Source organism: Psychrobacillus sp. FSL K6-2365 (genome assembly GCF_038003165.1).
Lineage (GTDB): Bacteria > Bacillota > Bacilli > Bacillales_A > Planococcaceae > Psychrobacillus > Psychrobacillus psychrodurans.
Genome location: NZ_JBBOOO010000001.1, coordinates 1490979 through 1504255, shown reverse-complemented (window position 1 = coordinate 1504255; position 13277 = coordinate 1490979). Strand labels below are relative to the sequence as shown.

Sequence of the window (13277 nt, the reverse complement as noted above, 5' to 3'; positions counted from 1 at the left end):
AATTTCTATGATCTATTCGATAGACTGTGCTATATCATATGTTGAATGCTACTCACTTCCTTGATTGTAGCGGAAGGCGGCGACTCCAGTGGAATTAGCTTGAGCTGAAGACCTCGCAGGAGTGCAGCGACGAGGAGGCTGAAGCCAAGTCCACGGAAAGCGTCCGCGTGAAGCCAAAATCCGTATCTTTTTTCATTCTTTTAAGTCCCTTAAAACCAATTTTCACATGACTGTTTTAAAAAACTACCGAAATTAAACTTCGGTAGCAAATCTATTATCAGTCATCTTCTTTTTTAAAGAACTCAATTGCAACTTGCTTGTCTTTTCCGATTTGTTCTTTTAATTCTTCAATTCCATTGAATTTTTGTTCTGATCTAATGCGCTTATACCAAAGTACCGTTACTTCTTCACCATAAATAGATTGATCAAAGTTAAAAATATGTACTTCAATTGAAAGCTTTTTCTCTTCGGGATTATTAAATGTTGGTTTATAGCCTACATTACATACACCTTCATGCCAAGTCTCCTGAACACAAATTTTAACTGCATAAACCCCAATTGCTGGTGTAAATTGCCCCTCAGATGGATCGACATTTGCCGTTGGGAAGTTAATAGTTCTTCCTCTTTTGTCTCCATGTATAACTACCCCTGTTAACTTAAAGGGTCTCCCTAATAATTCCTTTACTTGCTCCATATTACCAACAGTTAGCTCTGATCTAATACGAGTTGAGCTAATCTTGTCACCAACTAACTCCTTTTTATCTACAACTGATACTTTAAATCTACCAACAGAAAGAAGCTCCATATCTTTCATAGTTCCTTTTCCAAAAGCTCCAAATGAGAAATCAAAACCTGCTGTAACATGCTTAACATTTGCTTGTACAATAAAAAATTCGATAAATTGCTCAGGTGTTAATTTTGCAAAGTCGGAAGTAAATCGAACAACAAAAACCGCGTCCACTCCCAATTTTTTCAAAATTTCTATTTTTTCTTGAAGAGGTGTTATATAGAATACTTTTTCTTTTCTACCGCCTAACACTAATGAAGGATGGGGATCAAAGGTCATAACTGCCGTTTTAATATTTAACTCTTTTCCTCTATTAAGCGCTTCTTGAATTACTGCTTGGTGACCATTATGCACACCATCGAAAAATCCAATAGCCATAGAATATGCTTCGTTTGATTTATTGTTAAATAAATGATTGGGATAAGCTAAGTGATGTACGTCCATATTAATCTCCTTTTTCAGATGAAAACATTTTTTCTGGTTTCATCATACCATTTTTTGTTGGATGTTTAATATAAACTGCAATCGGATTCTCCAGCAATAAAAATACTACTTTCTCATTTTCAGCTAGTAATGGATGGATTTCTACTACTTGTCCATTCGTAATACTCTTTATGTTTTCATCATTCACTTCAATTGTTGGCCAATCCGATAATGCATCTTTTAAAGGGAGTAATGTATCTGATAAAGTTTGTTCATTAACAGCTTCCTGTACATTGGTTAAAGTTAGGCATTGAGCTTTAGTAAAGCTTCCTGAAGAAGTTCTAACCAAAGACGACATATGTGCAGGATAACCAAGAAGTTCACCAATTTGAACAGCAAGTGTTCGGATATAGGTTCCTTTTCCACAGTCAATTTCTATGTTAAAGGTAACCTCCTTTCCTGAAAAAGTACCTGCATCATCCAATAAGTTAATATTATGAATCATCACTTTCCTACTTGGACGTTCTACTTCTTTTCCTTCACGGGCATATTCATACAACTTTTTCCCGTTCACTTTGACTGCTGAATACATAGGAGGAATTTGAGTAATTTCTCCAGTCAACTTTTCTAATACTCCTAAAATTTGTTCACGGGAAAAAGATTTTAGGCTAGAGTCATTTTCTACAATATCTCCATCTGCATCTTCAGTCGTCGTTGATGTACCAATAGAAATAGTAGCTACATACGTTTTTCCTTGATCCATTATGTATTCAGACACCTTAGTAGCTTGCCCTAAACAGATGGGTAAAACTCCCTCAACACTAGGATCCAATGTTCCAGTATGTCCAATTCGTTTCATTTTTAGTATTTTTCTAAGTTTAAATACACAATCATGTGAAGTCATTCCTTTTTCTTTCCATAAAGGCAATATTCCTTCGTACATGCAGTTCACCCCCGGTATATAACAAAGAAGTCTGCTTCAATAAAATAAGCAGACTTCTTTGTTTGTTTTATTACTCAGATGGTTTATTAATTTGTCTTAATAAATCATCGATACGATTACCATAAGCTGCAGATTCATCATATTCAAAGATTAGTTCAGGCGTAATACGTAAGCGAATACGCTGCCCAATTTCCGAACGAATAAATCCTTTCGCTTTTTCTAATGCTTTTAAAGTATCAGCACGGTTTCCTTCAAGGACTGTAATGTAAATAGTCGCTTGTTGTAAATCACCAGTAACAGCTACATCCGTTACTGTGATAAAACCGATACGTGGGTCCTTTAACTTACGTCCGATTATTTCGCCCAACTCTTTTTTCATTTGTTCAGCAACTCGGTTAGCACGCATTGACATGATCGCTACACCTCATTTTCATTTATAAATATTCTTTACTTATATTAATGCATTCCCATTCAGGATTAGATTCGAGAAAACGGATGGCGTTCATAAGCTCTCGTTCAGCTGCATCTTTTTGTGAGGCAATTGAAACGATCCCTATAGTAGTACGCTGCCATGTATCTTGATGATCTAATTCTGAAATAGAAACATTATACTTCTGTTTTGTTCTAGTGAGCATTCGTTGAAGGACTGCTCGCTTTTCTTTTAAAGAATGTGCAGTAGGAATGAGAAATTCGCAATCTGCATATACAATCATTATCGTTTAATTTCTTCCATGATATACGCCTCTACGATATCGCCTTCTTTGATATCATTAAAGCCTTTAATAGTGATACCACATTCATATCCTTTAGCAACCTCTTTTGCATCATCCTTGAAGCGTTTTAGTGTATCAAGTTCACCTTCAAAAATAACGATTCCGTCACGAATGACACGAACACCACTATCTCTAGAAATTTTACCCTCTGTAACGTAAGAACCAGCAATCGTACCAACTTTAGATACTTTGAAAGTTTCACGAACTTCCGCTTGACCGATGATTTTTTCTTGGAATTCAGGGTCAAGAAGTCCCTTCATCGCATATTCAATTTCTTCGATTACTTTATAGATAATACGGTGCAGACGAATATCTACGCCTTCTTGATCTGCCATACGTTTAGCATTTGTATCTGGACGTACGTTAAATCCAATAACAATTGCATTCGATGCAGCTGCTAAGCTAATATCTGATTCCGTAATAGCTCCTGCTCCAGTGTGAATGATGCGGACATTAACACCTTCAACATCAATTTTCATAAGGGAAGCAGCCATAGCTTCAACAGTACCTTGAACGTCTGCTTTAACGATTAAGTTTAACTCTTTCATTTCACCTTGTTTCATTTGATCAAATAAATTGTCTAATGTCACACGAGTTTTTTCTGAACGTTGAGTTACTTGAGCTTCTGATGCACGAGATTCTCCAACTTGACGAGCTGTTTTTTCATCTTCAAATACGACAAAACGATCACCCGCTTGAGGTACTTCGTTTAAACCAGTAATCTCTACTGGAGTAGATGGACCTGCCTCTTTCACACGACGCCCAAGATCATTAACCATTGCTCTTACACGGCCAAATGCATGACCAACAACGATAGGATCTCCAACTTTTAACGTACCATCTTGAACTAACAATGTAGCAACAGAACCTCTACCCTTGTCAAGTTGTGCTTCAATTACAGTTCCTAATGCAAGGCGATTTGGATTTGCTTTTAACTCTCCAACCTCAGACACAAGTAATACCATTTCTAATAGATTTTCGATTCCTTCACCTTTAAGGGCTGAAATTGGCACGAAGATTGTTTCTCCACCCCATGCTTCTGGAACTAATCCATGCTCTGTTAACTCCTGCATAACACGGTCAGGGTTAGCAGATGGTTTATCCATCTTATTAACTGCAACGATAATTGGAACCTCAGCTGCTTTAGCATGGTTAATGGCTTCTACAGTTTGAGGCATAACACCATCATCTGCTGCAACTACCAGAATCGTAATATCCGTAATTTTCGCACCACGTGCACGCATTGTTGTAAATGCAGCATGTCCTGGTGTATCTAAAAACGTAATCTTTTTGTCATTATCAATAATCTGGTAGGCACCGATATGTTGAGTAATACCGCCTGCTTCCCCTGCAGTTACTTTTGTATTACGGATTGAGTCAAGAAGGGTTGTTTTACCATGGTCAACGTGCCCCATAATTGTAACCACTGGTGGACGCTCCGATTGCTTAGTACTGTCTTCTGGAGTAGGATCGAAGTGAACTTCTAAATCAGTAATATCGATTCGAATTTCTTCTTCCACTTCTACACCATAGTCTGCACAAATAAGTTCGATTGCATCCTTATCTAACACTTGATTTATTGTCGCCATAACGCCAAGTAGGAATAACTTTTTGATGATTTCTGCTGGTTCACGACCAATTTTTTTCGAAAGTTCTAGAACAGTTAAAGAATCGGTAAACGTAATTTTCTCTGGAAGTTCGCGTTCTTTTCTTGGTACTGGTGGTTGAACTGGTGTAGTAGGACCTTTTCTACGTTTTTGGAATTTTTGACCAGGTCTATTACCACCTGGACGATTTTGACCACCCGGACGATAAGCACCAGCTGGAGCTTTGTTGTTAGTAAATGTCTTTTTAGGTTGGTTATTACTTCCTTGTGTGCTACTAGCTTGAGTATTAGTACCTGATGTACCAGGTTTTGTATTCGATTGGTTAGCCGGTCTAGATTGTCCCTGTGAAGCTGGTCTTTGTTGACCTTGGTTAGCTGGTCTCGACTGTCCTTGTGATGTTGGTCTTTGTTGACCTTGGTTAGACGGTCTCGACTGTCCTTGTGATGAAGACCTTTGCTGTTGACCTTGATTAGTTGGTCTTGATTGATTTTGTTGTACTGGTTTTGAAGATGTTTGAGCAGGTTTAGTTGTTTGCTGTGTAGACTTTTTATAAATACCATCAAGTTTTTTGATAGCTTCACCTTCAAGTGTTGACATATGATTCGTTACTTGAATATTCATCTTTCCTAGTTGCTCAATAACTTCTTTACTTGATTTATCTATTTGTTTCGCGTATTCATGAACTCTGATTTTAGTCATTAGCTCACCCCCGGTTATATTCGTTGAGAAGGCCGGACAGTTTTTTAGCGAAACCGTCATCCATAATGGCTATTGCCACCCTGGCCTCTTTTCCCGTCGCATGTCCGAGATCGTGCCGGTCTCCAAAGACATGCAGCTCAACGTTAAAAGATGCACATTTATCGTTAATTTTTTTTGCTGTATTTTTAGAAGCATCATTCGATAAAACAACTAGTTTTGCCTTTTGGCTTCTTATTTCTTTAACTACTAATTCTTCACCAGTTATTGTCTTTCTTGCTCGAGTTGCTAAACCCAATAGATTAGATATTTGTTCTCCTAAAGTCATTTGAGTTTTTCTCTTTCAATAATGACGATTAACTGATCGTATATTTCATTTGGAATTGGTGCTTCTAAATGAGTGCCTAATGAATTTTTCTTTTTCGCTTGGTTTACCGCTTCGATAGATTTAGATACATAAGCTCCACGACCTGATTTTTTACCAGTTAGGTCCACAGATACTTCTCCTTCTTTCGAACGGACGATACGAATCATTTCTTTTTTCGGAAACATTTCACCAGTAGCAACACATTTACGTAACGGTATTTTCTTTTGAACCGCCATACAAAATCACCATCCTTGCTTATTCTTCTTCTTTATAAAAATCGAAATCATCCAATTCTTCTTCATCCAAGTTTTCTATTATAAGTTGTGGAGAATTTTCATTTGGATAAATTCCAAGTTCTCTTGCATCTGTTTCACTTTTAATATCAATCTTCCATCCAGTTAGTTTTGCTGCAAGACGAGCATTTTGACCTCTTTTGCCAATTGCAAGAGATAACTGATAATCTGGAACTACAACAGTTGTAGATTTTTCTTCTTCATTTACTTGAACGTCGATAACTTTAGAAGGACTTAGTGCATTTGCTACAAACACTACCGGATCTTCAGACCATTCAACTATGTCAATTTTCTCTCCACTTAGCTCATTTACAATTGTTTGTACTCGAGCTCCTTTTGCACCAACACAAGAACCAACTGGATCTATTTCATCATTATGTGCAAAAACAGAAATTTTAGAGCGGTCCCCTGCTTCACGAGCAATAGACTTAATCTCGACAATACCTTCAAAGATTTCTGGTACTTCCATTTCAAACAGGCGACGAAGTAAGCCTGGGTGTGTTCTAGAAACGAATACTTGAGGACCACGTGTTGTGCGTTCTACTTTTGTAATATACACTTTTATGCGTTCATGAGGTCGGTATGTCTCTGTTTGAATTTGTTCATTCGCAGGTAGTACTGCCTCTACTTTTCCTAATCCCACGTATATATTTCGTGCATCTAATCGTTCCACAATACCATTTACGATATCATCTTCACGATCCACATATTCTTCGTAAATAAGACCACGTTCAGCTTCACGGACACGTTGAGTTACAACTTGTTTAGCTGTTTGGGCAGCAATACGACCAAAATTACGTGGAGTTACTTCCTCTTCCACTACATCACCAATTGCATAATGTGGGTTTATAACTCGAGCATCCTCTAAAGAAATTTGCAAGCGATCGTCCGCAACTTCTTCTACTACATCTTTTCTTGAATAAACCAGCATAGTACCAGTAGCTAAGTTAATATCCACTCGAACATTTTGGGCTTGGTTAAAATTTCTTTTGTAAGCTGTTACTAAAGCAGCTTCTATTGCTTCTATTAAAACATCTCTTGAAATTCCCTTTTGTTGTTCGAGCGCAGTTAACGCGTCTAATAATTCACTACTCACTGCTTTCACTCCTCCATATACGTTATGCAGAGAAATCAATTGCTAAACGAGCAAGCGCAATTTTCTCTTTTTCAATTTGAATTTTAACTCTTCTAGTTTTAACTCGTACTTCAATTAATGCGCCTTCATCTATTGAATATGAAAGTAATGTGCCTTCAAATTCCTTTGCCCCGTTCACTGGTTCGTATGTTTTGATGTAAACATATTTACCAATTGCCTTCGTAAAGTCAGCATCTTTTTTCAAAGGTCGTTCTGCTCCTGGAGAAGAAACCTCTAAAAAGTAATTTTCCGATATCGGATCTTCTACATCTAGCTTTTCACTTAACTTTTCACTAACTTGAGCGCATTGTTCAATATCTATACCGCCAGTTGGAGTATCGATATAAATACGTAAAAACCAATCTCGGCCTTCTTTTACATATTCTATATCTACAAGATCTAAATTTAACTCTTGTAAAATAGGCGATACAAGCTCTTCAATTTTACTTGTAATATTACTCATATAAGCCTCCTACACAACAATGATTTTCTATATAACAACAGAAAAGAGCGGGAAATCCCACTCTTTCGTCACAGAACTATGAAACATTGGTAGTTTTATATTACCATACATCATGTAGCCTTGCAAATTTCCTACTAAAACAGTGAAAGCTGATTGGCATCTGGTAACCCTTCTAAACAGCCCATCGTATCCATATAATCGATGATTGTCTTCGACACTTTACCTCTCTGCTGAAGGTCTTCCTTCGATAAAAATTCACCATCAATTCTTGCTTTAGCAATTTGGAAAGCAACATTTGTGCCTAATCCTGGTATCGAATTAAAAGGAGGAATTAACGTATTTCCTTCAATTTTAAATTCATTGGCATGCGATTTGTATAAATCCACTTTTTGGATTTTAATACCTCTTTCGGACATTTCAAGCGCAATTTCTAACACCGTTGATAAACTCTTTTCCTTTGGAGATGCTTCCAAACCCTTCGCATTTATTTCATCTAATTTAGCACGAATTGTATGAGAACCATTAACCATAGAGATTAAGTCAAAATCAGATGCTCTTACTGTCAAATACGCTGCATAATATAGTATGGGGTAATGAACTTTAAAATATGCAATACGAACAGCCATTAAAACATACGCGGCAGCATGGGCTTTCGGGAACATGTATTTAATTTTTTTACAGGATTCAATATACCAATTGGCAACTCCCTGTTTCTTCATCTCTGCTTCAAATTCTGGAGTAAGTCCTTTCCCTTTCCGGACGGACTCCATGATCTTAAACGCTAAAGAAGGCTCTAACCCTTGATAGATCAAATAAACCATAATATCATCTCGGCATCCAATTACGTCCGAAAGCTGACAGGTGCCAGCTTGGATCAGTTCCTGAGCATTTCCAAGCCATACATCTGTACCGTGAGATAACCCAGATATTTGGACTAACTCAGAAAATGTAGATGGCTTTGTTTCTTCTAGCATTTGACGAACAAAACGAGTTCCGAATTCCGGAATTCCTAATGTACCTGTTTTACAGTCAATTTGCTCTTCGGTTACACCTAACGATGCCGTTCCACTAAATATCTTCATTACTTCTGGATCATCAGTTGGAATTGTTTTTGGATCAATACCAGATAGATCTTGAAGCATACGTATAACAGTTGGATCATCGTGCCCCAGAATATCTAGTTTTAACAAATTATCATGAATGGAATGGAAATCAAAATGAGTTGTTTTCCATTCGGAGTCTTGGGCATCTGCAGGAAACTGTATTGGTGTAAAGTCATATATATCCATATAGTCTGGAACAACAATTATACCACCTGGATGCTGACCAGTGTTTCGCTTAACTCCAGTACAGCCCTGTACTAAACGATCGATTTCCGCACCACGAAGAGCTATATTATTATCATTCATATAGCCTCTGACATATCCATAGGCTGTTTTTTCAGCTACGGTTCCAATTGTACCAGCACGAAATACATAATCCTCGCCGAATAATTCCTTCGTATAGTTATGTGCAATAGGTTGATACTCACCGCTAAAGTTTAAATCTATGTCGGGTACTTTATCTCCTTTGAATCCTAGGAAAGTTTCAAACGGAATATCTTGTCCATCTTTTACATAAGGAGTATCACATTTAATACAATTTTTGTTTGGTAAGTCGAAGCCAGAACCAACTGACCCGTCCTGGAAAAACTCTGAATGCTGACAACTAGGACATACATAATGAGGTGGTAACGGGTTTACTTCTGTAATTTCAGTCATTGTTGCTACAAGAGAAGAACCTACCGAACCCCTTGAACCAACCAAATAACCATCATTTAATGATTTTTTTACTAATTTATGAGATATCAAATAAATAACAGCAAAACCATGACCTATAATGGATTTTAGCTCTTTCTCAATTCGTGCTTCAACTATTTCAGGCAATTCTTCCCCATAGATTTCTTTAGCTTTAGAATAAGTAAGATTTCTTACTTCCTCATCTGCTCCTTCAATCTTAGGTGTATATAAATCATCTTTTATTGGTTTAATGTCTTCAAGTGAATCTGCTATTTTTTGAGGATTAGTAATTACAATCTCTTTTGCCAGGTCTTCTCCAAGAAACGCAAAGGCATCTAACATTTCATTGGTCGTACGGAAATGTACTTTAGGTAGCCCATGACGATTTAGTGGATTGGCCCCACCTTGTGAGTTTACTAATATTTTTCTAAAAATAGCGTCATTTTCATGCAAGTAATGCACATTACCGGTTGCTGCAACTGGTAAATTTAGTTTTTTACCAAGTTTAATCATTTTACGGATGATATCTTCTAAATTCCATTCATCTCTAACTAATTCTGCTTCGATTAAATGTGCGTATACCTCTTTAGGATGTATTTCTAAATAATCATAGAACTGAGCAATCTCTTCTACTTGTTCTAATGGTTTTTGCATGAGTCCCTCAAAAACCTCTCCTTTATCGCATCCCGATCCAATGATTAGACCTTCTCTATGTTTTTGAAGCACAGATCTTTTTAATCTTGGTACACGATAGAATGTAGTAGTATGAGCAAGGGACACTAATTTAAACAGGTTTTTTAAACCTATTTCATTTTTAGCTAAAATTGTACAATGAGTTGGCCTAGCTCGTTTATAAGAGTCACCTTGTCCAATATGCTTGTTAAAATCATCGTGGTACACTATTTTGTGTTCTTCTGCTTCTTTTAATAAATGAAGCAATAAATAACCTGTTGCTTCACAGTCAAAGATTGCACGGTGGGCTTGTGTGAGCTCAATATTGAATTTTTTAGTTAGAGTTCCAAGTCGATGGGACTTCATCTCTGGATGTAAAAAACGAGCAAGCTCCAAAGTGTCTATAACTGGGTGATTGAAATGTTCTATTCCTGTTCTACGATATCCCTCGTACAAGAATCCCATATCAAAAGATGCATTATGTGCAACAATAATGCCATCTCCAATAAACTCATAAAAGTCTTTAATAACCTGTTCTATCTCAGGTGCATTTCGAACCATTTCATCTGTAATTCCAGTTAACTCAATGGTTGTTGCGGAAAGTGCATGGTGTGGATTTACAAATCGTTCAAACTTATCTATTATATTGCCGTTTTGCATTTTTACAGCGGCCAATTCAATTATTTTATCGTAAGTGGCAGATAACCCTGTAGTTTCAACGTCAAATACAATATAGACAGCATCTTCTAATGCAGTATGTTGCTCATCATAAGCAATAGGAACCCCATCATGTACAAGATTCGCTTCTAATCCATATAGAATTTTAATGCCATTCTTTTTCCCTGCAGCATACGCCTCTGGAAATGACTGCAAATTAGCATGATCTGTAATAGCTATAGCCTTATGCCCCCACTTAGCTGCTTGCGAAACTAGTGATGAAACTGAAGAAACAGCATCCATTTGACTCATCGGTGTATGAAGATGTAATTCTACTCGTTTTTCTTTCGCTGTATCCATTCGAACCATCGGATTTATTTCATTCATATCTTGTGCCATAATGATTAAATCTCGTACAAATGTATCGTTTTGCACTGAACCTCTAACCTTTATCCACATACCTCTCTGCAGTCGTTCCATCATTTGAGCATCTTCTTTATCTCTAGAGAACATCTTCACTAATATGGAGTCTGTATAATCGGTAACTTTTGCAGTTAGAAGTGAACGGCCACTTCGCAACTCTTTAACTTCTACATCGAATACAAATCCTTCAATCGTCACTCTACGTTCTTCATCCTGGATTGTTTTTATATCGATAATAGGCTCATCTTTTTTAAGCGGTACCCCCAGTTGGAAAGGTCCGTCCGTATTTTGGTTTCCATTTTCCTGTCTATTTTGATCGCGTTTTTGCATATCTTCTAACGCTTTTTGACCAAGCATCTCTTCTTCTAAACGTCGTTGTTCTAGAAACTCCATCTGAGCTTTAGCTATTGCTTCAGTATCTTCTACTAATCGAAAGTCGAAGGCTATTTTAGGAAATCCAAACCCGACATATACATCCGATAATTGTTCGATATATTTCTTTTTAAACGTACGTAATTCAATCTCCTGTCCACAGGTTAAATGAATCATCTGACCGTTCCATTCAGGTTGTTGTTTTAATAAGCGCTCTTTTAAAGGTGGAGCCATATCACTTAACTCTTTAAGAACTAACGGCCAATATTGATTGATCAACTCCTGTGAAACATGATTTCCATTACTTTTAATAGTTAGCAATATATTAGCAATACCAGAAAACTTTTCTATTAGCCTTGTCTGGAGTATCGTAAATACATCTATAGGTAGTATAGCCTCTAATTGAATTTGAAAATCCCATTGCCTATTTTTCTTATGTACAGTGAATCGATCTATCGAAGCATGTTCAAAATGCTTTACGAAAGAATCCTCTGTTAAATCCAGCTGTTGCAATAACAAATGCATTCTCATTTTCCCATCATCCATAACTCTAATCCCTCCTTACTCCAAAGATAAAGGAAGGAAGTTCAGATAGTTGAACTCCCCCCCTTTAGAATTTTTACCCATTAAAGAAAAACCTTTGTATGTCATTCCAAGTAACGACAACCATTAATACCATGAGCAGCATAATCCCTACAAAGTGGACCATACCTTCTTTTTGTTTATCTACTGGTTTCCCACGCAGGGCTTCGAACAAGAAGAATAATAACCTTCCTCCGTCTAATGCTGGTAATGGTAATAAGTTCATAATACCAAGATTTATACTAAGAATTGCAGCCCAGTGCATTAAATTATACACACCATATTGAGCAACTTCTTCCGTAGCTTTATAGATTCCAACTGGCCCTGATAAATCATCGATGGAGAAATTACCAGTAATTAATGTTCCAAGTACGGTAAATATACGTTTAGTCCATTCATAAGTCTGTTCTGCTCCAAAAACAACTGCCTTAGCTGGATTTTTTTCCATAGGACTAGTGTATTCAACACCAATTTGCCCAACTTTTTCTTTCTCTACTACCGCTTCATTTGGTGTCATAGATAGATTTACTTCTTGTCCATCACGTTCAACTGTAAATTCCATCAGTTCATTTGAACTAACCTTCACTTTTTCTGATAGTTCGTCCCATGTAGTAATTGAGATTCCATCTATTTTGGTAACTAAATCACCATCTTGCATACCTGCTTGTGCGGCAGGACTGTCTTTAACAACCCTAGTTATAACAGGTTCATATGTTGGTAATCCTTGGAACAAACCAAGTGCTAAGAAAATGAAAAAGGATAGGATAAAGTTAAAAAGTGGTCCTGCAAAAATAGTCATCGTACGTTGTCCAACTGACTTGGAACCGAATTGACGATCTGCAGGTGCAATTATTGTTTCATTGCCTTTTTCATTGATGACAGCATTTCGCGCTACCTTATATCGCACTAACTTTTCTTCTTCATTGTATCCTTCTATAAACATTTGATCTGTTAAATTAGATCTTTCTACTTCTAAAAATAACATATCTGGAAACTGTTTGTTTTGATTTAATAAAATTTGATCGATTTCATCTAAATCATTCAAATGTATACCTAAACGAAAACCTGGCTGTAGTTCAACGGAGTCCATATCTTCACCGGCCATACGGACATATCCACCAATTGGCAATAAGCGCAGTGTATAAAGAGTCTCGCCTTTTGTATATCCAAAGATTTTAGGTCCCATACCAATCGCAAACTCACGGACCATAATTCCTGCTCTTTTAGCAAAGATAAAATGCCCTAGCTCATGGAAAAATACAATACTTCCAAATATAATTATAAACGCAATGGCTGTCTCCATTAT

General features: G+C 37.0%; 11 protein-coding genes. All 11 read right to left on the bottom strand.

Features of this window, described 5'->3' with window-relative positions:
* Positions 1–277: 277 nt before the first annotated feature.
* Positions 278–1231 (bottom strand): riboflavin biosynthesis protein RibF, encoded by a 954-nt coding sequence (gene ribF / locus MKY29_RS07165; RefSeq protein ID WP_093494487.1) that lies wholly within the window; start codon positions 1229–1231, stop codon positions 278–280.
* 1 nt (position 1232) lies between these two features.
* Complete coding sequence (gene truB, locus MKY29_RS07160) at positions 1233–2153, bottom strand: tRNA pseudouridine(55) synthase TruB (RefSeq protein WP_241595861.1); 921 nt, start codon at positions 2151–2153, stop codon at positions 1233–1235.
* A gap of 70 nt (positions 2154–2223) precedes the next feature.
* A complete protein-coding gene (rbfA, locus tag MKY29_RS07155; RefSeq protein ID WP_090562463.1) occupies positions 2224–2565 on the bottom strand; it encodes a 30S ribosome-binding factor RbfA in 342 nt (113 codons plus the stop codon).
* Positions 2566–2587: 22 nt separating this feature from the next.
* Positions 2588–2866, bottom strand: a complete 279-nt coding sequence (locus MKY29_RS07150; RefSeq protein ID WP_090562467.1) for a DUF503 domain-containing protein — start codon at positions 2864–2866, stop codon at positions 2588–2590.
* Positions 2866–5232 carry a translation initiation factor IF-2 gene (gene infB, locus MKY29_RS07145; RefSeq protein ID WP_090562470.1) on the bottom strand — a complete coding sequence of 789 codons (2367 nt, stop codon included), beginning with the start codon at positions 5230–5232 and terminating at the stop codon, positions 2866–2868. Before infB ends, MKY29_RS07150 begins: the two co-directional genes overlap by 1 nt.
* 4 nt (positions 5233–5236) lie before the next feature.
* On the bottom strand, positions 5237–5557 hold the full coding sequence (locus MKY29_RS07140; RefSeq protein WP_090562473.1) for a YlxQ family RNA-binding protein: 321 nt from the start codon (positions 5555–5557) through the stop codon (positions 5237–5239).
* Positions 5554–5832, bottom strand: coding sequence for an RNase P modulator RnpM (gene rnpM / locus MKY29_RS07135; RefSeq protein WP_090562476.1), 279 nt, complete (start codon positions 5830–5832; stop codon positions 5554–5556). The genes MKY29_RS07140 and rnpM overlap by 4 nt, the downstream gene beginning before the upstream one ends.
* Before the next feature lie 19 nt (positions 5833–5851).
* Positions 5852–6985, bottom strand: coding sequence for a transcription termination factor NusA (gene nusA, locus MKY29_RS07130; protein WP_090562479.1), 1134 nt, complete (start codon positions 6983–6985; stop codon positions 5852–5854).
* A 22-nt stretch (positions 6986–7007) separates the two neighbouring features.
* Entirely contained in the window at positions 7008–7487 is a 480-nt protein-coding gene (rimP, locus tag MKY29_RS07125; RefSeq protein ID WP_340879399.1) for a ribosome maturation factor RimP, read from the bottom strand.
* A gap of 134 nt (positions 7488–7621) precedes the next feature.
* Positions 7622–11935 (bottom strand): PolC-type DNA polymerase III, encoded by a 4314-nt coding sequence (locus MKY29_RS07120; RefSeq protein WP_340879398.1) that lies wholly within the window; start codon positions 11933–11935, stop codon positions 7622–7624.
* Between the two features lie 73 nt (positions 11936–12008).
* A complete protein-coding gene (rseP, locus tag MKY29_RS07115; RefSeq protein ID WP_340879397.1) occupies positions 12009–13274 on the bottom strand; it encodes an RIP metalloprotease RseP in 1266 nt (421 codons plus the stop codon).
* Positions 13275–13277 lie beyond the last annotated feature (3 nt).

Bases quoted from the DNA above. Each gene is read 5' to 3' on its own strand.
- ribF (WP_093494487.1), bottom strand. From the start codon at position 1,231: ATGGACGTACATCACTTAGCTTATCCCAATCATTTATTTAACAATAAA.
- truB (WP_241595861.1), bottom strand. From the start codon at position 2,153: ATGTACGAAGGAATATTGCCTTTATGGAAAGAAAAAGGAATGACTTCA.
- rnpM (WP_090562476.1), bottom strand. From the start codon at position 5,832: ATGGCGGTTCAAAAGAAAATACCGTTACGTAAATGTGTTGCTACTGGT.
- MKY29_RS07150 (WP_090562467.1), bottom strand. From the start codon at position 2,866: ATGATTGTATATGCAGATTGCGAATTTCTCATTCCTACTGCACATTCT.
- rimP (WP_340879399.1), bottom strand. From the start codon at position 7,487: ATGAGTAATATTACAAGTAAAATTGAAGAGCTTGTATCGCCTATTTTA.
- rseP (WP_340879397.1), bottom strand. From the start codon at position 13,274: ATGGAGACAGCCATTGCGTTTATAATTATATTTGGAAGTATTGTATTT.
- rbfA (WP_090562463.1), bottom strand. From the start codon at position 2,565: ATGTCAATGCGTGCTAACCGAGTTGCTGAACAAATGAAAAAAGAGTTG.
- MKY29_RS07140 (WP_090562473.1), bottom strand. From the start codon at position 5,557: ATGACTTTAGGAGAACAAATATCTAATCTATTGGGTTTAGCAACTCGA.
- MKY29_RS07120 (WP_340879398.1), bottom strand. From the start codon at position 11,935: ATGGATGATGGGAAAATGAGAATGCATTTGTTATTGCAACAGCTGGAT.
- infB (WP_090562470.1), bottom strand. From the start codon at position 5,232: ATGACTAAAATCAGAGTTCATGAATACGCGAAACAAATAGATAAATCA.